The sequence below is a fragment of the Mycobacterium sp. genome (assembly GCF_965230835.1).
Lineage (GTDB): Bacteria > Actinomycetota > Actinomycetes > Mycobacteriales > Mycobacteriaceae > Mycobacterium.
Genome location: NZ_CBDDLW010000002.1, coordinates 322,814 through 345,416, shown reverse-complemented (window position 1 = coordinate 345,416; position 22,603 = coordinate 322,814). Strand labels below are relative to the sequence as shown.

General features: G+C 60.1%; 15 protein-coding genes and 1 pseudogene. 5 read left to right on the top strand and 11 right to left on the bottom strand.

What is annotated here, in order from left to right:
• From ACO07W_RS02050 to ACO07W_RS02030, 5 genes are all read right to left on the bottom strand, one after another.
• Complete coding sequence (locus tag ACO07W_RS02050) at window positions 1-1,917, bottom strand: AAA family ATPase (protein WP_421840317.1); 1,917 nt, start codon at window positions 1,915-1,917, stop codon at window positions 1-3.
• 313 nt (window positions 1,918-2,230) lie between these two features.
• Window positions 2,231-3,115 (bottom strand): ESX secretion-associated protein EspG, encoded by an 885-nt coding sequence (locus ACO07W_RS02045; protein ID WP_421840315.1) that lies wholly within the window; start codon window positions 3,113-3,115, stop codon window positions 2,231-2,233.
• A 379-nt stretch (window positions 3,116-3,494) separates the two neighbouring features.
• Window positions 3,495-3,791 carry a hypothetical protein gene (locus ACO07W_RS02040; protein ID WP_421840313.1) on the bottom strand — a complete coding sequence of 99 codons (297 nt, stop codon included), beginning with the start codon at window positions 3,789-3,791 and terminating at the stop codon, window positions 3,495-3,497.
• A 56-nt stretch (window positions 3,792-3,847) separates the two neighbouring features.
• Window positions 3,848-4,189: a hypothetical protein gene (locus ACO07W_RS02035; RefSeq protein ID WP_421840311.1), complete on the bottom strand. Its 342-nt coding sequence runs from the start codon at window positions 4,187-4,189 to the stop codon at window positions 3,848-3,850.
• A 186-nt stretch (window positions 4,190-4,375) separates the two neighbouring features.
• A complete protein-coding gene (locus tag ACO07W_RS02030) occupies window positions 4,376-4,807 on the bottom strand; it encodes a hypothetical protein (RefSeq protein WP_421840309.1) in 432 nt (143 codons plus the stop codon).
• 159 nt (window positions 4,808-4,966) lie between these two features.
• On the opposite strand from ACO07W_RS02030, the gene ACO07W_RS02025 reads away from it, so the two are divergent.
• Complete coding sequence (locus ACO07W_RS02025; protein ID WP_421846174.1) at window positions 4,967-5,203, top strand: hypothetical protein; 237 nt, start codon at window positions 4,967-4,969, stop codon at window positions 5,201-5,203.
• A 359-nt stretch (window positions 5,204-5,562) separates the two neighbouring features.
• Here the strand turns inward: ACO07W_RS02025 and ACO07W_RS02020 are convergent.
• Window positions 5,563-6,030, bottom strand: a pseudogene (locus ACO07W_RS02020) (PPE family protein); the annotation flags it as partial.
• A gap of 78 nt (window positions 6,031-6,108) precedes the next feature.
• Window positions 6,109-6,414, bottom strand: coding sequence for a PE domain-containing protein (locus ACO07W_RS02015; RefSeq protein ID WP_421840307.1), 306 nt, complete (start codon window positions 6,412-6,414; stop codon window positions 6,109-6,111).
• Window positions 6,415-6,779: 365 nt separating this feature from the next.
• Between ACO07W_RS02015 and ACO07W_RS02010 the strand changes: the two genes are divergently transcribed.
• Window positions 6,780-8,008, top strand: a protein-coding gene (locus tag ACO07W_RS02010) for an IS3 family transposase (RefSeq protein WP_421840068.1) whose coding sequence is annotated in 2 segments (ribosomal slippage) — window positions 6,780-7,095 and window positions 7,095-8,008 — 1,230 coding nt in all. Because the reading frame shifts where the segments join, the coding sequence is not laid out codon by codon here.
• A gap of 462 nt (window positions 8,009-8,470) precedes the next feature.
• On the opposite strand, the gene ACO07W_RS02005 is transcribed toward ACO07W_RS02010, so the two are convergent.
• Window positions 8,471-9,115, bottom strand: a complete 645-nt coding sequence (locus ACO07W_RS02005; protein WP_421845767.1) for a TetR/AcrR family transcriptional regulator — start codon at window positions 9,113-9,115, stop codon at window positions 8,471-8,473.
• 345 nt (window positions 9,116-9,460) lie between these two features.
• Here ACO07W_RS02005 and eccD point away from each other — a divergent pair, with 345 nt between their 5' ends.
• The 3 genes from eccD to eccE are packed head-to-tail and all read left to right on the top strand — an operon-like array spanning window position 9,461 to window position 14,279.
• Entirely contained in the window at window positions 9,461-11,023 is a 1,563-nt protein-coding gene (gene eccD, locus ACO07W_RS02000) for a type VII secretion integral membrane protein EccD (RefSeq protein WP_421840305.1), read from the top strand.
• The gene (mycP, locus tag ACO07W_RS01995; protein WP_421840303.1) at window positions 11,020-12,456 is read left to right on the top strand and encodes a type VII secretion-associated serine protease mycosin; all 1,437 of its coding nucleotides are present in this window, start codon (window positions 11,020-11,022) and stop codon (window positions 12,454-12,456) included. The genes eccD and mycP overlap by 4 nt, the downstream gene beginning before the upstream one ends.
• A complete protein-coding gene (gene eccE, locus ACO07W_RS01990) occupies window positions 12,453-14,279 on the top strand; it encodes a type VII secretion protein EccE (RefSeq protein ID WP_421840301.1) in 1,827 nt (608 codons plus the stop codon). Before mycP ends, eccE begins: the two co-directional genes overlap by 4 nt.
• Before the next feature lie 165 nt (window positions 14,280-14,444).
• Here eccE and ACO07W_RS01985 read toward each other — a convergent pair whose 3' ends face one another.
• The 3 genes from ACO07W_RS01985 to ACO07W_RS01975 all read right to left on the bottom strand — a co-directional run bounded on the left by ACO07W_RS01985 (window position 14,445) and on the right by ACO07W_RS01975 (window position 22,566).
• Window positions 14,445-15,059: a TetR/AcrR family transcriptional regulator gene (locus ACO07W_RS01985; protein WP_421840299.1), complete on the bottom strand. Its 615-nt coding sequence runs from the start codon at window positions 15,057-15,059 to the stop codon at window positions 14,445-14,447.
• Between the two features lie 1,454 nt (window positions 15,060-16,513).
• Entirely contained in the window at window positions 16,514-19,207 is a 2,694-nt protein-coding gene (locus tag ACO07W_RS01980; RefSeq protein ID WP_421840298.1) for a circularly permuted type 2 ATP-grasp protein, read from the bottom strand.
• A complete protein-coding gene (locus ACO07W_RS01975) occupies window positions 19,207-22,566 on the bottom strand; it encodes a DUF2126 domain-containing protein (protein ID WP_421845766.1) in 3,360 nt (1,119 codons plus the stop codon). Before ACO07W_RS01975 ends, ACO07W_RS01980 begins: the two co-directional genes overlap by 1 nt.
• Window positions 22,567-22,603: the final 37 nt, after the last annotated feature.

Below are 22,603 nucleotides of genomic sequence, written 5' to 3'. Positions count from 1 at the left end.
TCAGCTGTTCGCGGCGAGAACCTCGCCGTCGCCGGGCAGGGCAATCTTCTGGGCGTCGCAGGCTTCGGCGAACGCCGCAGCGATGTCCTGGGGTTCGAAGGTCATTAGTTGCTCACGAGAGACGGCTGCCAGGTCAAGTTTACCCAGTCGATAGTCGCGGAGTCCCGTTGCGAGCTCGGTTACTGTGCGTATGAACCGAGCGTTGCCCACTTTGTCGATCGCGGCAATCGATCGCGGCATTTCACCGTCATCGAGATCTGGAACCGTGTAATTAACCAATTCCCGTGTGCGCTCAAGGAGTAGTGCACAAGCGGCTTCAGAGAATGTCGAGGACTTGTCGCGGGCCATTTGCACCGCGATAGCCACCAGGTCTTCGGGCGAGTAGGACTGGAAAGGAATTCGTGTTGTGAATCGTGACGCTAGACCTTCATTGACCGCTAGAAGCCTGTCAATGTCTGCGTCGTAGCCGGCGATCACCACGACGAGTTTCCGTGCTGGGTCGTCCGTCCGGCGCTCATTTTCCATCCTAGCGAGCAGCGTATTGATAACCTCTTCGCCATAAGCGTCGCCGGAAGAATAGCCTTTCCCAACGAGCGAGTAAGCCTCGTCAATAAATAACAAAGCTCCCAAGGCTTTGTCTATCACTCCGTTGGTCATGACAGCGGACTTTCCCAAATACTCACCGACCAAATGCGGACGAGATACCTCGATCACGTCGGGGCGAGCGATGATGCCCAATCCGAACAACAACTGGGACAGCACCCGCGCCATCGTCGTCTTTCCAGTGCCGGCTGGTCCGGAGAAAATGAACGACAACGCGATATCTTCGGTAGGTATACCCAGCTCCGCGCGGCGCCGCGCCACCAGGACCGACGCTTCAAGCCGCTTGATCTGCGCTTTGACGGCTTCCATGCCAATTTGCTTGTCCAACAGCGCCATAGCGGCGGCACGCACGTCATCACGGCTGCGGTCTCGTTCCGCGGTTTCCAACTGAACAGTCGATTGCCCCGAATCTGGATCCCAGGGGTCGGTACGAGTGGACAATGATTCGGCGGTGACAACCTCGATGATCTTGTCCGGACTGCTGATCGCCGCGGCCACCTCGCTGCTGGCCCACACCGCCTGAAGATCCTTGAACGTACGCATGGATTCGTCGCGGCGTCCCTGCGCCCGAAGTGCATAGCCTTTCGCCATTCTCAGCTGCTGATACACTTCACCGGGAAGTCCTTCATGCTCAAGGGCTTTAGTCGCTAGCTGTTCAGCCTCTCCCGGATTGCCGGTGCCAATAAGCGCCCGCGTCTTCCACACCAGCAATCCGATGTCCAGATACTGCAAGAGCTGCTGACGATACGATGCCTGGTAGTCGTTGCCGCGCATTCCTTGTGACTGCCATCGCTGAGTTTGGGTGAAACTGAGGATGTCAGGCCACCGCCGGGCAAGCCCCATCAAGCACAACTTCACGTATGTGAAGAGGTCCTCATCAAGGCTGTCATCAGACTGTGGCTGAGACTTTTTCCGATGTTGCTCGATCACCTTGGCTGCGGCGGCCAGCTGTGGCGGGTTGGTTTCGGCAAGCGTTGCCGCGTAGGCGACTGCCACATGCGCCGAGGTGCGTAGCGGAACCTGAAGCTGAAATGCGCCCAGGTGCAACGTCATCAGAACCTTGAGATCGTCGACAGTCACGCGGCTACTACCGGTTGCCGCGCCTAAATTCCTGCGTGCCTCGTATGCCCCTCCGGTCACCTCGATTGTCTGCTCCCCGGTGGCAAGACGGCCGAGCCAAGCATCACACATCGTCGGGTCGGCAACGACGGCTTGGGCAAATGCTTGACGAGCTTGTTCAAGCTCATTATTGCGAAGGTGGCGAAAACCCATCACAAACATGCTTAAAGGGCTGACGACGCCTACAGCTGCCATTATTAACCCACCTTCGCGAACGATAGTCCAAATTTCAAATCGCAGGATCGACTAGCTAGTCAAGTGTCGGCCGAATGGCGTGTCCGTTCGGCCGGCATCCACCGCACGACGGCTAGACGGTCGCGATCCACCACCATATCGCAATTAACAATCGACCGACAAGGATACGGCTGTGGGACGGTCGCAGGCCCGTCGGCGGGCCGTCACGGCATGTCGCGCATCGCGCCTGTGCGGGAAATATTTGGCCATGGTGTTCATTCTTTGCTGGATATCGTGTCGACCAATTTTGTGAATAGACTTCAAGATTCGCGTTTTATCGCATACCCATAGTTCCCTTTAGGCTAGGTTGCCCGCCTGTTGCATCGCTATTATTCGGCGATGCAACGGCTCCCATAGCAAACCAATCGCGTGAAGGGGCCATGGCGATGAGGTCGTTTATCGCGGTCCGGAACCGAGCGTAGGTTCCCGCGCCTATTGTTGTAATCATGTGCGATCGTTCTTTACGTGTACCCAACACCACGCGGCCAAATTTCGTGTCAGCGAGCAATACCGCAGAAGGGGCATAGACCGATTTCAGATTCCATTCTTGCTGTATCATTATTTCGCAACGCTGACCGTCGGAGGTCATAAGTTCTTTGAGGACTTTTGCAGTAGGTCCTGGTGTCGATAGCGCTTTTCGGATTTCCTCCGGAATATCGTTGGATTGATTTCTCAAATCATCCTTCGTGTATTCCCATGTAATCGACTTCATCTCTGCAGGTGACGGGTCCATGTTCTTTTCGGACAGCCTCAGCGCATCCCACAGTGGTGCAGCCACCAGATTGTCAACGGAACGCTCCCGCGACCATATTGATTGGACGACGACTTCATCGCCGACGCGCAAAGCCATTACGTGGTCCCTGCCTTGCCGCGCTACGACCACTCGCCGCACATGTGTGCCTGTCCTGGAGATCGCGCATGCGGTGATATCCGGACGTTCTAATACCCGCAACCATCTAGCTAGGGCAGGGTCAATGTTACCGTTGCTGTCGATGAACTTGGCTTCTACAAGTTTGGGTGCAATGACGCCATCGACAAGCGCTTGCTCATGACTGTAGTAGACATTGGCGTGTAGTTCCAATGTCAATGGAACACTCTCAATTCCAAGCGCCCGTAGGAGATAGAGGGTGCTATCGACATTGAGGTGGGCTGCTGCCAAGATGGAATCGTTAGTCTGACCCAATGGTTTTACTCCAAATGACATATTCCTCTACCGCTCCGAGCTGGAAGCAGTCGGATACTACCACCCTGGGATAGCGACGTGCGCACCCTCCAGCATCTGGATTAGAGCCGTGGCAGCTACCAAGGCGCGCGCACATGGGGCATGAGTGCGCAGCGTTTCGGTGGTAAACGAATCTGGCCGCGAGATGCGGCGTTGGACCGCTGGCGCGCGGACCTGAAAAATGCGTTCAGTTAATCGTTCGGTAACTCCTTTGCAGAGGCTCGCGCTGTGTTGCCCTGGTCTGCCAATGAAACGGCACGTGCTTTAACCTTGGCTTCCCCAAGGGGTTAGCGTGAAGCCATGGCATTTCTGGCATCTAGTGCATGAATTGTGTTGCGATTTGCTGGTCGGTGCTCATGAACTCTGAGGTGACTTTTTGGAACATTTGCAGACCGTAACGAGCTTCTTCCATAATCTGTTCGTTGATCTGCATCAATTTCATTGCCGCTTCCTGAAATGCATTGCCGGAACTACCGTGCCAGGTTCCTTGGGCAGCGGCTGCCTCTTGGCGAATTTCACCGTTAATGTCACCGGATTCGGCGAGATTTCTCGTTAGATTACCGACTACCGTATCAATTCCGGCCTGATCGACGACGATTTGACTTGATGGCATTTTTGCTCCTCCGTTTATTTATCGAGCTGTTGTTGTGGGAAGAATGCTAACGTGTTTTACGTTACCGCCGTGGTGAAGAAGCTGCCGCCGGCGATGTCGCCTTGGTTGAAGGCTGCCGCGCCTTGTTCGTCTTGACCCAGGGTTTGGCCCAGTCCGGTGTGCAGGGTTTCGGCGATCTGCTGCAACCTTTGTAGAGCCTGTCGGCACTTCATATGAACTTTTGCTTGGTAGTGCTGAAATGCAAGGGCGGCTTGACCTTGGAAGAACTGAGCGGACTCATCAACGTGCTGTTGGAACGACAAAATATTTTTGCCGGTTCTATCAACCAATAAATTAAAATGCCTTACGTATACTGCCTGGGCATCGGTATCCTGTGCGAACCTACCTGGTGCTGTCATTTTGTCGTAAACCTCCTGCTATCTCTGATTATCTTGATATTTCGCTGGGTCGTCTGATTATGCGCGCTGATTTCGAATATTTACATTTCGCCCCTTTGGCTATTTTAGATGGATTATCCGTAGCTGCGGACTATAGGTCGCTCGATGTTAATATGCGGGCATCGATTGAGGTGTCGGCTGGCCTCGTTATTTGACCAGACTGTTGAAATAGCCGTACGAGGCTTCGCTATTGAGCGCGTTGTCGACCATAGTGTTGGTGAGGTCTACGGCAAACATAGCGACACTTTCTTCATCCAGGCCTGCCATTGTGTTTGTGCCCTTGCGCAGGGTGGCGTTTGTACTGCCGAGTTTTTCATTCGTTTCTCGGCACACTTTCAAGATTGCCTCGAAATGCCTCCCGAAGGCATCGGCCATCTTACCTTTGGCTGCTGTGGCTAGCATCTCTTCCGCGATGCGTTGCAGCTCCTGATTGTTTGCCAACGTTTCCGCTTCGAGCATTTCTAATTTCTGTATCTGGGTCAGCTGATTGTCGACATCCATCGAGAATCGAGATGCGGATCCTCCTACAGGTCCGCCGACCATCGAAGAAAGTCCTGATACAGATTCTTCTGCAACCACTGTTTTTAGCCTCCTCGTCGTTGTTAGCGCCCGGATGGTGTTGCGGGAGCTATTTTGTGTCCAAAATGTAGCCTTGCTCTACAGGATTTTTCCTTTCCCCTTAATGCCATTCATCCACGTCGACGGCGCCCCGTTGGTCCGCCAGATACGTCAGCCCGAGTGTGGGGACTGGAGCTGCCGGCGCCGCCGCCGGTGGCAGCAAGCTGGGAACCACCCGCTACCGGTGGCGGCATCATCACACCAGGAGGGGCGGGAGCGGCCCGGGGGACCGAGGTGGGGGTGGGGGTAGAGCTAAATCCAGACGTCCTTGGCGCGGTGACTCCGGGCGAGGGGGACTTCCAACTGGTAGGAGTGCGAATCCCGGATTTCGGCGATGCGCCCGGCAGGCCTGCGTAGCTGGAAACGCGTTCGTTAATTATCGGCCCAGTTGAACTGGGTATTCCTTTGCCGCCTAAGCCCGTTAGTGTCGGCGATGTGGCAGTTGTGACTCCATGAGGCGTTGTCAAGCCGGTGCCCGTGCCGCCTGGCATCGATCCTGATGGCATGGCCATTCCTCCGGGCCATGCCATGAATTCGCTCGGTGTGTGGGATGGGGTGGGATTTGGGGTGGGATTCGGATTGGGGTTGGGGGTTGGGTTCGGATTGGGCTGGTCCCCGCCTTTCCCCGGGCCGGTACCGGTACCTGTACCTGGGTCTGGTGCAACGGCGGAAACAAGATGTGGGGGCTGTTCGACGGGGGTGAACGTGGTGTTCGCATCGGTACCCGCTCGGTACGTCTCCAAGACTGTGTTGTTCTGCACCGTGTATTCTGTGTATTGGGCTTGTAGTTTCGCGATTTTTGCGCTGTTCTGACCGTAGTAATTCGTCGCTTGCAAAATGGCTGATTCGGTTCGATTCGCCGTGATCGTAGGTAAAGGAACGATAGAATTTCGGGCAGTTGTAAATAGTTGCGCCTGAGTAGTTGCTTGCGCGCTCGCTTTTTGCAGTGCAGCGCCGTGTTGCTGCAAATGGGAGACAAGTTGGGGCGTTGTTTTTCGCAGTTGCAGACTTGCGGCACTTGACCAGTTGGAGACCAGTCTTTGGGAATGCGCTTCCACGCTACCGGCGAGACTTTGATAGGCCTCCGCCGAACTGCGGTAAGATGTGGCAGCCGCTTCCATGGGAGCAGCGCCCGGACCGGCGGTTAATTGTCCGGCGATTACTTCCGGTGGCAAGTAACTCATGTGCTGTCCTCGTGAGGTTAGCGTACCTGGAAATTGACTTTACAGAGTATCGGAAAACCTTTACAGAGTGACGGTGTTTTAGAGGAAATTCCTTGCCCCTTGCCAGTCTTGGGCGTTGTATTTGGCTGCCGATGCGCGTAGTGCTGCGGCATAGTTTTTGAACACAACTACGAGCTGATCCGCCGAAGCCTCGTGCTGTTGCGAGAATTGCCCGGTTTTCTCTGATGCGAGCATCGATACCTCGTCGGTACCAGCGGGAGCTGGAAATGTGGCCGCCGAATTGCTGCGTATAACACCAATGAACTGATCACTCAAGACCTCAACTTCTTGCGCTGCTTCTTCGAGCTGAGGAGTGTGCACCGAAACAGTGATAGGTGAAGGCATACCTCAACACCCTAGCGCTCTGATCGATGCCCGGATAGTTCATGGCCAAGAATTTATCGGTGAAATTTATGTGAACTGTGCTCTCGATAGAAATTAGGGTCATTGTGGTCAACTTTATCCTGCATGGGCGGGAGGTCGCGATGAGATACAAAAGCAACGTTGATAAATCAGCATAATCCCTGATAGTAGAGTTGTCGTGAGACAAATCGAACACCACTGAAATGGGCAATTGCGTCTCAATGATGCATGTAATCCCGACGCGGCTGGTCGAAAATGCGGTCTGGGCGAAGCGTGGGGCTTGACCCCTTGGGTTGGACACGCTGAATCCCAGGATGTTCCTGGGGGAAGCGAGATGATCCACCCCTATGGCAAGGAAAAGTTACCCTGATGAGTTCAAGCGGGATGCGGTTGCGTTGTATCGGGATACCGCTGGTGCGACGATCAGCATGATCGCTGCTGAGCTTGGCTTGAGCGACCCAACGTTATCGGCGTGGTGCAAGGCCCACGGTGTGCCGATTCGGCACCGTAAACCCGGTTCGGTTGCCGTAGGGGCCCCGGGTGGCGAGACCCCCGAACAAGCGGTGGCACGGCTCCATGCTGAGAACCAGGCGTTGCGTGCCGAGAAGACCCGGCTGGCCACCGAGCGGGACATTTTGCGGTCGGCGGCCAAGTATTTCGCTGGGGAGACGAACTGGTGAGTCGCTTTCAGTTCGTTGCCGATCACCGACACGCCTTCGAGGTGAAGCGGCTATGCCAGGTCGTCGAGATCGCTCGATCATCGTTTTACACCTGGTGTCAGGCAGCAGCCACGCGGGCAGCTCAAACCGCTGCTGATGCGGTGTTGGCCGAGCGTATTCGCGCAATACATGATCAGGACAACACCTATGGGTGCCCGCGGATCACCGCTGAACTCAACGACGGTGTTGCTGATACTGAGCGGGTCAACCACAAGCGAGTAGCCCGAGTCATGCGCGTAGCGGGGATCGCTGGGTATCGGTGCCGCCGCCGTGTCCGCACAACCAGACCAGATAAAACCACACAGAAATATCCTGACCTGCTTAAACGAGATTTCACCGCTTCTGAATCCAACAAGAGATACGTTGGGGACATCACGTACTTGCCGCTGGCTAGCGGCGCTAACCTGTATCTGGCCACCGTCATCGACTGCTGGTCTCGGCGGATCACTGGGTGGGCGATCGCAGAGCATATGCGCACCGAACTGGTCGAAGATGCCCTCAAGGCCGCCGAGGCGCTACGGGGCAGTCTGGGTGGTGCGGTATTCCACAGTGACCACGGACGCCAGTACACGTCACAGGATTTCGCGAAACTGTGTACCCGGTTGGGGGTCACCCAGTCCATGGGCGCTATCGGATCGAGCGCCGACAACGCCCTGGCTGAATCGGTCAACGCCGCCCTCAAACGCGAGGTCCTCCAAGACCGACACAGCTGGGACGACGCCCCCACCTGCCGACGCGAGGTCTTTCGCTGGCTGGCCCGCTACAACACCACACGACGCCACTCCTACTGCAACCAGCTCAGCCCCGCCACCTACGAGAGGACCCACCTATCCGCTACGCTGCCCCAAGCCGCCTAACCACAAATCCCGTGTCCAACCCAAGGGGTCAAGCCCCCGTGCTGGTTGGCGGTGTTTGGCTGAACTGGATAAGTGATGGGGCTGTCTGGTTACCTAAGGCCCGGTTCGGCTGAATTACCGCGGATGAATCGGCTGGTGTCCATGGTGGCCGGCCGATGGTCGCGAAGCCGGCGTGTTCGAACCGCGGGTCGCCGTGGCGTGGCCACTTGGGCGCCAACGTGGTGTGACCGCTCGCTGCGCCGGCAACAACAGCGACTGTGGTTGCGGCAGGTAGATCAGCGCCATCGGCTCTTCGTCGCGATCGGGCAGGGCAGGGGCGAAACGTTGCTGCCTGGTGACGTAGTGGTGGACGTGCGGTAGGGCGGCGGACGTAGCCTGCTCGCGGGGCTAGTCGTGCTGGTAGACCGAAAGGGCTGCTACGCCGGGGTGGGCGTGGGCAACATAGCGCATGGAGCCAGCCGACTATGCGGTATGCGCCGATTGCGGTGCTCGTTCCCGCGCGATGTGCGCGGTGGCGGCTGTGGTGCTGAGCGGCTGCTGCAGGGTGCGCTGGGAGCCAGGGGGCCATTGTTTGCATTCAAGCATCGGCGCGACCAGGCTGCGTACGGTTTGTTCCTCTATGTCTTTATTCGGCATCGGCCAGAACAACAGTGCCAGGACAACTCGGACCATCCACCGCCCGGCAAGCGGGTGATCCGGGTCGAGCCCCGCCAGCTTGACCGTGGCTGCAACCAGTTCGCGGGACGGCAGCACCGAACTGTTGGCACTGGGATGGGTGAGTGCACCCGCCAGCGCGGTGGCTGACACGGCGTTGGTGCGAACCGCGCTCAACGTACAGAGGATGGTCCTGACAATGCGCTCTTCGCCGCTGAACTTACTCACCTGTTCTTGCACGGCGGTGGCGATCTGCGTGGCTGTGCGGGCTAACAGGGCGCCGCGAATCGCGTGCTTGCCGCCCACATGGCGATAGACTGTCGCCCGCGAACAGCCCGTCCGATGCGCGATCGCGTCGACGTCAAGCCGATCAAATCCGTTCTCGGCGATCAACTCACACGCCGAATCGTAGATTCGTTCGACAACCAGCTTGCGGCGGCCTTCACCGGTCATCCAGTCCATGCCCACACATAGTACCTATGTAATGCATAGGTACTATGTGTCGAGATGAGCCACCCCATCGCGTTTGCTTCCCGGTCACGCGGCTATTGGTGGAATCCGGTCAAACACTGATTTCAGCTTGCAGTTCGATGGCGACAGCACCGATTTCAGATTTTAGCGAGCACGCCAGTCGGCCCTCGCGGTAGGTCACCTAGCGTCTGGCAACCTTTGAACCGCCGGCGCGGAAATGTTGAGTTCTGGGAGAAACCTCGCAATACTTTACGGCGCTCAGACGATCTGGGCTTGATCCATCGATTACGCGCCCTGTCTTGGGCCATAGGGAAATGGACGATAGCGGTGGTTTTTCCCGTGCGAGACGACTTGCCTGTGTCGGAAGGTCCCGAGGGCGTATCGGGTGACGACGCCGCGACTGCCGTGCCCGAGCAGGTTCGGGTTGCAGTTCATGTGGACTCATGGCTAGTCGAGGTGTCCCTGACGATGCACACCCCGCTCTCTATGGTCATGGAAGATTTGGTGCCCTTTTTACTCAACGCGCTGTCTGACGAGGGTCTTACCTCAACGTTTACCGCGACCGGGGTGTACTCGCTGGCTCCCGAGGGTGGTGCGCCGTTCGTTCGGTCGCAGACCCTGGCTGATCTTGGAGTTGTCGACGGTACTCGGCTCGTCCTTAGGCGGATTCATTCCACAGAGGTATTCAAGCCCCTCATTGAAGACGTCGCGGATGCGATCTCGGAGTTTAACGCCGTGAAGTTCGCGTCATTCACCACCGCGACTGCCCGGGCGCTGGGGTTGAGTTCGGTCATCGCTTTTTCGGTATTGGTGGCGGCGTTGGTGGTAATGGCGTGGTGGTCTGTCTCTACCTGGAGGTGGTGGCTGCCGCTTTCGGCGACACTGGCAGTGCTGCTCGTTGGCCTGGCGATCGTGGCCGAGCGACGGCGTTCTGCGACACAGCTTTCCTATGCGTTGGGGATAGCGGCATTGCCGTTGGCGTTCAGCGCTGGATGGGTCTCGGTCCCACCCTCAGGCGGGGTCGATGGGCAGTGGACCGCTGCTAATTTCATGGCCGCTATGTTCGCCGTGGTTGGAACCTCCCTGGCGGTAGCACGCTTGACCAGGATCGGAATTGTTGTGCATACCGCGGTGACATTGAGCGCCGGGTTCGCCGCGGCATCCGCGACTGTGCTGACGTTCACTCAGTTCGATGCACGCCATGTCGGCACCATGGTTGTTCTGCTCGGGATGATCCTGGTGGCGGCTGCGCCGGGCACGGCGCTGTTTCTGGCGCGGGTTCGTCCGCCGAGCTTGCCGGTCCCCGGTGAGAATATTGACCACAGTGTGCTCAACGAGGCCGCCATGGTTGTTGGAGTTTCCGATGCTGGGGACGACAACAGGGTGTCGGAGGTGGAGTTGTCCGACTCAGAGGACACCCTGTTAGAGCGGAGGTCGCGACTCGCCAACAAGTACCTCACCGGGATGTTCACCGCAGCGGTGATATCCGTGGTAATTGGAGCGGTCGCCGCTCTCGAGCCACATGGTCAATACTTCTACGGTGAATTGGCGGTCGCGGTGCTAACAGTGCTGGTTCTTGTGCTAAGAGGACGAACGTTGACCGACCGTGCGCACGCTATCCTCTTTTTCTTCGGGGCGTTTCTGGTGACAGCGGGTCTGTCAGTGACCGCAGTACTCGAAGTTGATACTCCAGCGAAGCTGTTGTCTGTGGTAGGTGCGGTCGTGGTGATTGGTGTGCTTGCGGTACTGAGCGGCATGCTGCTTGTTGGCGCTAAACTGTCGCCGATTACCTTGCGTCGTGTCGAGCAGTTGGAATTCATGTGCATCTTGTCGCTTGCGCCGCTGGCTTTTTGGATCGTTGGTGCCTACTCCGCCGTGCGGAACCGATGACCGTATTAATAGCGGGGGCCCGGCGATCTGCCGCGGTGGCCGCGATTACGTCGGCTCTTGTAGTCACAAGTTCCTCGATACCGGCTCACGCATTCGTTTCCCCGCCCATCCCAGATATTGCCGCTGCCCCGAAGGACGAACCTCCGAGCCCGGAATTTCCGATGCGCCAAGAAACTCTCTGCGTTACCGGCGGTGTGCTACCGAATTCCGACCTTGCGCAAATGCCGCCGGCCGCGGTCTCGCTGCGCCTAGATCAGGCGCACAAGTTCTCGACCGGAGCGGGCGTAACGGTGGCCGTAATCGATACTGGTGTGAAGGCTCAGCCGCGACTACCTGGAATGTTGCCAGGCGGGGATTACGTCGCTGACGGCGACGGTTTTTCCGACTGCGATGGACACGGCACCATCGTGGCGGGTCTCATCGGTGGTGCTGGTTCGGGGACTGATGGATTCGTTGGGGTGGCGCCGGATGCTCAGATCATGGCGATCCGCCAGACATCGGCGGCATTCACGCTGGACAACAGCGCATCCAAACCCGACGATCCGAAAACGTCGCGCACCGCGGTCGACATTCGATCATTGGCGCGGGCGATCGTGCATGCGGCGGATTCCGGCGCTCGCGTTATAAACATCTCGGTGGCCATTTGCACAAAGTCTTCTGATCCGGGGGATCAGACAATGCTCGGAGGAGCGTTGAAATACGCTGTCGATAGCAAGGATGCGCTCGTGGTTGCCGCTGCGGGGGATGTGGGAGGTGGGGGAGCTTCTGGTGGCGTCTCTAATAAGTGTGCAAGCAACCCCGACGTGAACCACGTTAGTTCGCAGGATCCGCGCAACTGGGCGGACGTTGAGGTGGTGTCTTCGCCGTCGTGGTTTGACGACCTGGTGTTGTCGGTGGGATTTGTGCTTCCCGACGCCACTCGGGTGAAAGAATCGATGGCTGGACCGTGGGTGGATGTGGCCGCGCCGGGTTACGGGATCGTGTCGTTGGGCTCGGGCGACAACAGTACGTTGATCAACGGGATGCCAGGAAAGGACCGGTCTTTCGTTCCTATCGTTGGCAGCTCGTTTGCGGCAGCTTTCGTATCCGGAACTGCAGCGCTACTTCGTTCGCGGTTTCCCGAGTTGTCCGCGCATGAGGTGGTAGATCGAATTATCGCCACCGCGCACCCCCCAGCCGGGGGGCAGGTGGACAACGTTGTCGGTCACGGTCTGATCGACCCCCTGGCTGCCCTCACCTATGACATGCCGGCTGGGGGGCAACGTACCGGGACTGAGCACACCGACACATTAGCTATGCCAGCGCCAGATCCACCGCCCGATGCGCGACCAAAATCGACTGCGGCATTGGTAGCGGGTTTGGTTCTGGGGCTGATCACGGCGTTGTGGCTGATAATGCTGCTCGTGGGCATCAGCCGGCAACCTCGGCCATGACCCGTAACCAACGTCGCCGGTGGAGATACATTCAGCTCCTAGCTTTGCTGATGTGCGCAATGTGGGGGCTGGCTGTGGCCAGAGTGCTGCCGGCGCGGTCGGCAGGCATCGTCGTAGCTGTGGCCGGATTGGTGCTGCTGGTACCGGTGCGGGGGCGCAGAACACTGATGGACTGGTTCGTGGTCGCATTTGTCTTTATTTTTCGATTTCGGCGTTCGGCAGGTAGTCGCCTAGCTTCGATCAACAGCAGTGTGGTTTCGGAAACGGTCGGTGTCAGGTGGGAGGGCCAGACGCTGGTGGCCGTCCTTGAGGTGGCGCCGACGCTGGCGATGACTGCAGCAAACGGAAGAGCTGTCACCGCTGACGATGTGCTGCCCGTGCAGCTCGTGGCTCAATGCATGCGCCAGTATGGACTCGACCTTGCCATCGACATTATTTCCGCGGGCCAGCGCGTATCGTCGGGCTCGGACTACCGCACGCAGTACTCCGAGATCATTGGTAAGAGCCCCTTGGTTGGGCAACGCCGCACATGGCTTATTTTGCGGCTCAACGTTATCGAGAGTCTCGCCGGTATCGTTGCGCGTGGCCCGTCGCGCACCGCGGCACCGCGTGCGCTGGAAGCGGCCGCCCAGCGAGTGGCGCAGCGGTTGCGTGAGCAGGGAATCCGCGCCCATGCGTTGTCGGCGAAGCAGCTCGAAACGATGACCGAAGTGCTACTGGAGCCCACACCTCTGGATCAGGTGCGGGAAAGGTGGTCGGCCATGCGCGCTGACAAGGTATACGCGACAACATGTGTGGCTGACCCGGCGAAGCTATCGGATGTCCAGCTCGATAGATGGTGGGCATGGCACTCCGAAAGCACTTTGGTGGCAATCAAACTCATCAAGCCCGATGACCCCAGAGTGGGAGTGTTGGTGCGTTATGTTGCGCCAGCGCGGATTAGGCGTAGACATGTGCGTGCTGAACCAGGAGCGCTCTTCTGGACAACGGGGACCCAGCGGAGGGTATTCACGGCAACGCTGCCTTGTGGTGACCGCAGCTTCCCCGCTGACATCACCACCGTGCGTCTAGCCGATCTTGATGTTGTGAACGTACCGATCGGACCCGCCGGGCAAATCATCGGCCACGTCGACGGCGCCGCGGTAGCCATACCGCTGTGCGACCACAGCGAATACCCGAAGCGGCTGCGAATCGACGCCCGGGTACAGCTCGCGTTAGCTCACCAGATGGCGTTGCGAGCGGTTGCGACCGGCACGGTTGTTTCGGTTCACGCCGACAACCGCGCCCGCTGGGAGGGGCTTATCGCCGCAGTCAACAATCCGGATCTTCTGTTTCTTGCCACTGCCGGGGCCAAGCGAAGCGGTATCGCGGTGTTCGACGGTAAGTCAGTGAGCGCGGTGGCCGCGCGCACCGTTATGGTGTTGTCGCCGCCGCGGGACGGCCCGCCCGATGATGGGGTCGACCTAACTTTCGTGCAGAAGCAGGCCTCGGTGATGGAAGTCATCGTCGGCGACGACGAGCCTGTCATGGTTGCTATTGGGCGGAGTCCTGAGGAAAGTCGCTATCTGAACCTGGGTAGGAAGAACACGACCACACGGCCCGCCGGCCAATTGCAACAAGTACCAGATGAAGATGAGTCCACCGTGGAACGCCAACCGCGCCGTCGGCGGCTGGCGTCGGTGGCCGCGGCGATCGGACGTGTTCTACGGTTCGGGTCTCGGCGCCGTGCGCCGGACGCTTTGCCTGCTGAGAAAAAAAGCCGCTGGCGGCGCCGACGATTGGCCCGGAACACGCAGTACCAGCCGCGTCACGGTAGACGATAAGTCGGCTTGAGCGGCCGCTTTGATGAACGGGTAGCTTTCGCACCGTGACGTCACGCGCTCGTTGGCTGCGTTCACATGTCGGATTATGCATGCTCGCCGGCATCGACGATGTGCTGCCAATCCGCATCAAGGCGACGGGGGGTTCCCGGCGAAGCTTGGTGGGGTCTAGGCGTGGCCGTTGGTGTGTGGCAACGAGCCGATGCCATTAGTCGGCTGCCGGCATTCCAGCATCGGCGCGACCAAGCTGCGCACGGTCTGTTCTTCCATGTCTTTGGTCGGCATCGGCCAGAACAAGAGCGACAGGATGACCCGGACCATCCACCTTCCGGCAAACGAGCACTCTGGGTCTAGGCCTGCGAGCTTTGCGGTCGCCGCAGCCCATTCCCGCGTCGTGCAGCGCGAGCTGTTGGTGGTTGGGTGGGCCGCGCCTGCCAGCACTGTCGCTGACACGGTGTTGGCGCGAACCGCCTTCAACGTGAACAGTATCGTCGCGACGATCCGTTCTCCGCCGGTCAGTTCGGTAATTTTCTCCTGGACTGAAGCGACGATCTGAGCGGCTGTGCGGGCCAACACCGCGCCGCGAATCGCGTTCTTGCCGCCCGCGTGGCGATACACCGTCGCCCGTGAGCATCCTGTGCGTTGCGCGATTACGTCGATGTCAAGCTGGTCAAGTCCGCGCTCGGCGGCAACCTCGCAGGCCGAATCGTAGATTCGTTGGAGGACCAGCTTGCGCCGATCTTCGCCGGTTATCCAGTACGTGGGCTGTACGCTGCTAGCCACTGTTACATCTCCCAAGGTGGCTCTGTCTCCCGGTCCTATCTCACCGCGCGAATATAGCGCACGATTCGGCGGGGTTTGCTGTTCAGGCGAACATTCTCATATCATCATGAGACCGCGCGTGCTGTTTGTCTAGGTGCAGCAGCCGGTAGCCGGTTCTCGATGAGACAGAGACCGAGACGGCAAGACAACGATGTTTCTCGTTGTGGGTCTTGACATGCTCAGTGGCGCGGACGCAAAAATTTCAAGAGTTCTCTGGCAGCGCGTCGTAGACGAGATGCGAAGTCTTCATGCCGTGACGCCGACGCCGTCCGCTTCGGCTGCGATCGGCCGGGCGCAAGCGGGCGCCAGTAAAACGCCGATGCCGCCGAGACAGCAAACCCTGCTTGAGCATGAAATTGCCGATGCGCCTGCGGCTGAACCGCGGACGAGTCCGACTGATCGGTTCTTGTCGCGTGCAGTCGCTGCCGCGCACGTTGATGGACTGGATGGTCCCTTCATGACCGCGCGTTGGCGTATTGAGGACGACACCGGCTGTTCGTTGCGAGCTGGCCGGTCATCCCGAGTCAGCGTCCGAAGCCTGTGCAGCGTTCGGCAGACAGCAGCCGGATGGCTGCTGTCCACGCGTGGTGGGCTTTCGATGACGCACTCCGACCCAGACGTCGCCAGTACCGGCGTGGTCACCTGCGCACGCGCCTGGGCTGAGCGAGAGATTCAACGGATTGAGCTGGCGCAGTTATTTGCTGCGCTGCAGATGCATGGTCGAGTAAATTCGAGGCCCCACCGGCTGAGTTCATCAGGCAGCCATTCTGGAGCGGGTGCTCCCGGCTCCGGTGTTCGCAGTCCTCCCGAAACTCGATGCGGCCGGGCGACGGACGCTGGCCCATTTATATAGTGCAGATCTGCTAGCAGGTGTTGCCGCGCTTCGCGTGCCGCATTCCGTCGCCGCTACGGCCCTTCTCAATACATCGTAAGAGCTTTTTCCGTTGTGGTCGTGTCCGCCTACCATGAGCTCAGCGATTCTCAATTTCCTCGCATTGGTCGCGGCTTCGTTTCGGGTCACGGTTCGGATTGGCGGGTGTTGTCCCGGCCGCCGGTTCTGTTGCACCGTCAACCGCTATTTCTGTTTCATTCGCGAGGCTCGGCCCGTAGTAAATGTTTCGTCGCCTGGCTGCGCATCATCGCCCGTGTTGGACTAAGAACTGTCCCAATCATGCGGAAGGTGACCTTTCTTATCAGGCGAGGTCATCGAGGAACACCCCTCGGCTGGCCGATTTTGTGTGATTTATGTTACGCCCAAAGCGAATTCCCGGCACCTCGAAGGCTCCTGGGAAAGCCCTGGACAAATGTAGAGAAATTGTGACTTCGATCACATTATGTGTATTTTCGTATCAACGGAGACCACCCACTGCAGTGATCGTCCGGGCCAGACGGCAACTGGTGCGCAATTTAAGTTGTCAGGCAGGCATTACCCGTCGTTCGTCGGGTCCCCACAGCGGCTGAATGCCGCCGGGCAACGCCAACTGCGTAGCCGTGATGACGTCGGCCAGGTCGCGCAGTGCGGCATGCACCGCCGCGAGCAGTTCGGCCAGCTCGGTGCGATGCCCGTCGGTGATGTCGCGCTGCAGCTCGGCCGGATCTGACCGGCGCAGGCGCGTACTGATCTCGTCGACCACCCGCTCTGGACGCGACGACCCCGATGAGCCGGGCAATGCTCCGATGTCGGCCCGTAAGCGTTCCAGCTGGTACACCAGCGATCGCGGGTTCTGGGCGTCAAAAAGCATTAGTTCAGTCACCGCGGCAACACTGGCCTTGCCAACAGTACGTCGCCGGTAGATTACCGACGATTCGCACGCCACCAGGGTTGACTCGATGACGGTGTGCTCGGCAGCGGCGCTCCGAACCGTAGTTAGAGTGGCCTGCAAAAGCGCAGTTACCCAGAGGCCCCGCTCGATACGTTTGCCGATGTCCATCATCGTCCAGCTCACATCGTGAACCATCGACTCGGCGGCGACTCCGGACAGGGTGAGCATTCCTGCCAGCGTCTCCGCCTGAGCGGAGGCCAGCAGCGCGTCGGCCTCCGCGAGTGACTGCGGCGGATCGGACCTGTGCGCGACCGCGCGCTCTACGCCGGCCAGTACCATCCACGTGTCATTGGACAACTGATCGCGCACGGCTCTGGCCGCCAGGGCCAACCCTTCCACGGATTGAACGAGAGACCCCGACCGGTCCGGGTCCACAGTCAGTGACCACAACGTGGAGGGAGCTACGGCGATCATCTCGGCCCGGTCGTGAGCGCTGTCATTGCCCGCGCCGGTGTCGGTGCCGGTAATCTGGCCCAGCGCTGCCATCAGCACTGGCACGCACTCGCTTTCTTCCGCGTCTTGCTGGTGTCGGAAGACGTGGTAACGCTCGCGGGCCACTATCAGCAGTCGGGCCATGTTCTCCGCGCGTTCGCCATAGCGCCCCATCCAGAACATGTCGGAGAGCACGCGCGGGGAGCTGACCCCCCAGGTACCCGCCGCAGTCTTCGCCGGTGGCTCCAACGACGGAGGGGTCGCCGTCTCGGCGAGCGCACGCTCGGTAGGGCGTACCCACACATCTTTTGCTGCAACAGTCTGCAAGGTAGCCGCGGCGGGCCCGCTGGCCAGTACGTAGCCAAGGCCGCCGATCATCGGCGCATAGCCGCTACGTTGAGCAACGGTAAACAATCGCATGCCGACACTGGCAGACGACAACACACCGGCGTGATCGGTGGGCGCTACGGAGAACTGTGGCAGCTCCTGGCCGATCCACTGCTGCGGCATTGTCTCGACGCGGGCGGCTAGTTCAGCCAGCTGCGCACCTGAAAGCATGGGTCCGACGAGAGTTTGGCCACCCACTGTGGGTTTGATCAAGAGTGACGACAGATTGTTCAGCAGATGCGAGCGTTCGCTGCGGATGCCTCCCCAGTAAACCGGAGCGGTGCTCAGCAGCGGGGCTTCACCGAGTAAGCGCTCAGCGAGGTCGGGCATGAACCGAAGTAGTCCAGGGCTCTCCAAGATACCGCTACCCAGTGTATTGACAACCGTTACCGTTCCGCGGTGTTGTGCCTCCACCAAACCAACGACTCCGAGCTTGGAATCGGCGCGAAGATCCAGTGGGTCGACGTAGGCGGCGTCGACACGACGAAGAACAACGTCAACGCGCTTCAGGCTGCCCAGCGAGCGCATCCACAAAATGCCGTCGCGCACCACCAAGTCCGCGCTTTCCACAAGCGGGAAACCCAATAGCGTGGCAAGGTACGCGTGATCGAACGCGGTCTCTGAGTAGATGCCCGGGCTGAGCACGACCACCACAGGATCCTGCGCGACATCGGGTGCGGCATCAATAAGCGCCAGGCGCAGCGCCTGCGCGAACGGCGTAGTGGGTCGAGGCCCAATGTTCTCATACAGGTCGGGAATCGCATTCGCGACAACACGTCGGTCAGCGAGGGCGTAGCCCGCGCCAGACGGTGCCTGTGTCCAGTCCGCATTCACCGCAAAGCTGCCGTCCGGTAGCCGGCTGACGTCACAAGCGTGCATGAAAAGCTGGTGGTGCCCGGGTACCTCAATACCGCTGGCGGCGCGCACGTAACCGGGATGGGAGAATACCAACTCGGGTGGCAGGAGGCCCTCGGTAAGCAGGCTGCAGGGCCCGTACAGGTCAGCGAGCACGGCATCGAGCAAGCGTGATCGCTGAACCAGACCCGCCTCAAGCACCTCCCAATCGGCCGCGGACACCACCATTGGCAGGGTGTCCAGGATCCAGGGACGTGGTTCTGGGGGGTGGCCCACCGCAGCAACGCCGCGGTCGGAATCCACCCCCGTGTAGGTGATTCCGTCATTGTCGATCAGGCTGTGTACCACCGTGCGCAGCCGCTCCAGCCCGGCTCGGCCGCGCCCCGCAACCGCCTCGGCCAGTTCGGCCCATGCCGGTCGAACATTTCCAGCCTCATCGATGAATTCGTCGTGGCTGATTCGGAGTCCTTCTGAGCCGGCAGGCCGCACATCGAACAGGGCCTTCTGGGCGCGGGCAGCGCGGTATCCGGCTAGTAGGCGGTCGGCGTCGTAGCGGTCGGTGAACGCCGCTGACGATCCATCGGATTCGAGTGACACTTCTGCGGATACCATTACTGCAGCACGGTACGCACGCGTCTTAAGTCGAGAATGCCTGGCGCGCCGATGTCGGTGGATATCCGGGCTTGTTTTTCGCGGAGATCGGACATATCAAGTTTCCCCGGGGTGAAGCCGGTCGCTTCGAATCGGCGAGCGCGGCGCGCCTCGGCCTCGACGGCGTTGATGGGCGGCTTGTCGTAAGCGCGCCCGCCTGGATGGGCGACATGGTATGTGCACCCGCCTCGCGATGTTCCAGCGGTGAGGTCGATGAGTTCGAACTGCAAGGGCCCATCGACTGAGATCGTCGGATGCAGAGCACTAGGCGGCTGCCACGCCCGAAACCGCACACCACCCACGTTAATGTCGGGACTATCGGTGGCCAGCAGCGGTACTGGATAGCCGTTGCAGATCACCAAATAGCGGTGGCGATCGGCGCCGATGATGCGGACTTGGATGCGCTCTACCGACGAGTCGACGTAGCGCGCGGTGCCGGTAGCCGATGATTCCTCGCCGAGGGTGTTCCATGGCTCGATTGCCCCGCGCAGCTCGATCTCCACGCCGTCGAAGACGGCGGTCCCGATGCGCGGGAAGCGGAATTCGGTGAACGGGTCCAACCAGCTGGTTTGGAACCCGATATCGTGTGCGCGCAGGTCGGCGGCTACTTCGGCGATGTCGTGGATCAGGAAGTGTGGCAACAGGTATCGGCCGTGCAAGTTGGCGCCGTGCTGGATCAGTGGCGCGCGCTGCGGTTCCTCCCAGAACCATGCCACCAGCGAGCGCACGAGTAGTGACTGCACCATAGCCATGTGCAGGTGCGGAGGCATCTCGAACCCGCGCAGTTCTAGCAGGCCGAGCCTGCCGCGGGTGCTATCGGGGTTGAACAGCTTGTCGATGCAGAACTCAGCTCGATGGGTGTTGCCGGTTATGTCGGTGAGCAGGTGCCGCAGCGCGCGGTCGATCACCCACGGCTGAGCGGTGCCTTTCTTCGAAGACGATGTCAGGCGCGCAATCTCAGCGAACGCGATCTCGAGTTCGTACAAGGCGTCGGCACTACCCTCGTCCACGCGCGGCGCCTGAGACGTGGTGCCCACGAACCGGCCGGCGAATAGGTAGGACAGCGACGGGTGCCGCTGCCAGTACCTGAGTAACGAAACCAGCAGGTCCGGGCGGCGCAGCAGCGGAGAGTCGGCGGGTGTGATGCCGCCGAGGGTGATGTGATTGCCGCCACCGGTACCGCCGTGGGTGCCGTCTACGTCGAACGACTCCGTCGACAGCCGAGCCAGCCGTGCTTGTTCGTACAGGGTTTCTAACTGTCGTCGTTGTTCGGCGAAAGAGTCGGTAGGCGCGATATTGATCTCGATGACGCCAGGGTCTGGGGTAATCGTTATCGACTTTAACCTGGGGTCCGGCGGTGGGCCGTACCCCTCGACCACCACGGGGCAGTCCACCTGCGCCGCGGCGGCCTCAATACGTGCGATCAGATCGACGAAGTGCTCAAGCGCGTCGGTAGGCGGCATGAAGACGTAGAGCAGTCCATCCCGGACCTCGGCGACCATCGCCGTCGGCGGCGCGTCCTCGGGCTCTTCCACGACGGCTGCGGATATCTCCAAAGGGCTGGGTTCGGCCGAAAGTGTGCCGTCGATGCTCATCGGGTCTACGTCGAAGGACGGCCGCGGCGGACGCCAGCTGATCGAGTCCAAGGGGAGTCGTAGACCCGCCGGCGAATCGCCCTCGAGCAAAACGATGCGCCCGCGGCGCAGCCGCCAGTTCGCACTGGCCCAACCCAGGTCGTCGTCGCGGCGGTGCAAAGGAAGTACAAAAACGGCCGGGGCCGTTATGGCCTTGTCGAGGCGAGCCAGCAGAGCGGCGCGGCCGGCGGTGGTGTCAGGGTTGGTGGTGGCGCCGAGATCGTCGCCAGGCTCCACCGGTTCGCCGGCAGGCATTCGCACGGCGGCCACCAGCCGGCTCAGCGGATCTTCGAATGCGGGTCGCACCTGTGTGAAAGGAAGCCCGAGGCCCTGGGCGATTCCGGCGAGCACCTGGTAGGCCATCTCGTTCTGAACAGGTGCGTTGCCCCCGGTATGCGTGTCGCCCCAGGGGTCGGCAAGAAGGGAGTCGTTGATCCACAGTGGACTTCCGTCGGTGCGCCAGTACAGCGCAACCTGCCAGCGCGGCAACGGTTCTCCCGGATACCATCGGCCTTGCCCGCGCTGCACCAGGCCCTTCGGCGCCCACTGTGCTTTCAGGCGGGCGGCTAGATCGGATGCTCGTTCGCGCTTGTGCGGCCCGTCGGCGGCCGTTGTCCACTCTTCGTCGACTTGGTTGTCTACCGACACGAAGGTGGGCTCGCCGCCGAGGGTCAGCCCGACGTCGCCGTCCGCCAATCGTTGGTCGACACGCTGGCCGACCGCGCAGATCGTTCGCCATGCCTCGTCGGTGTACGGCAAAGTTACCCGCGGATCCTCGTGAACGCGTGTGACGGTGTTAGAAAATTCGAGCACCGTGTGGCAGATCTCAGTGCCGCCGCTGATGGGTGCGGCAGTGGCGGGGTGTGCGGTGGCTGCCAGGGGTATGTGGCCTTCGCCAGCGAACAACCCCGATGTCGGGTCCAGCCCGATCCAGCCTGCGCCGGGTATATACACCTCGGTCCACGCGTGCAGGTCGGTGAAGTCGGCCGCGGGTCCCGACGGTCCGTCGAGTGCCTCGACATCGGATGCCAGCTGTACTAGATAGCCGGAGACGAATCGGGCGGCCAGTCCCAACTGGCGCAGGATCGACACCAGCAGCCAGGCCGAGTCTCGGCACGAGCCGACGCCGGTGCGCAGTGTGAAATCCGGAGTCTGCACGCCGGCCTCCATCCGCACGCTGTACCGGACGTCGGCGTTGACGGCGTGGTTTAGCGCTACCAGGAAGTCGATAGTGCGAGTGCCTGCTGGAACTGAGAAATTGCGCACCCACTCCTGGACGATTTCGCCGGGACCTGACCCTTCGCCGCCTTCGTCGACCGGGCGCAAATATGGTTCGAGGTCATCGGCCAGCGTCTTCGGGTAGGCCAGCCCAGTCGAAGGCCATATCTCGGCCCAGTCCTCGATAAAGAAGTCGAACGGGTTGATCACTTTGAGATCGGCGATCAGCCCGACGGTGATCGTCAGCTGCCGCGTGGGATTCGGAAAGACAAGCCGTGCCAGGAAGTTGCCCAGCGCGTCTTGTTGCCAGTTGATGAAGTAATCGGTCGGCTCAATGTGCAGCGAGTAGGCCTCGATAGGCGTTCGGGAGTGAGGCGCCGGGCGCAGCCGCACGACGTGCGGATACACCTGGACCAGCCGGTCAAAGGTGTAGCTGGTGCGGTGCTCCAGCGCAACTTTGATGCTCATACTCGCTGATCTCATCACAGGAACCAGAACGCCGCAG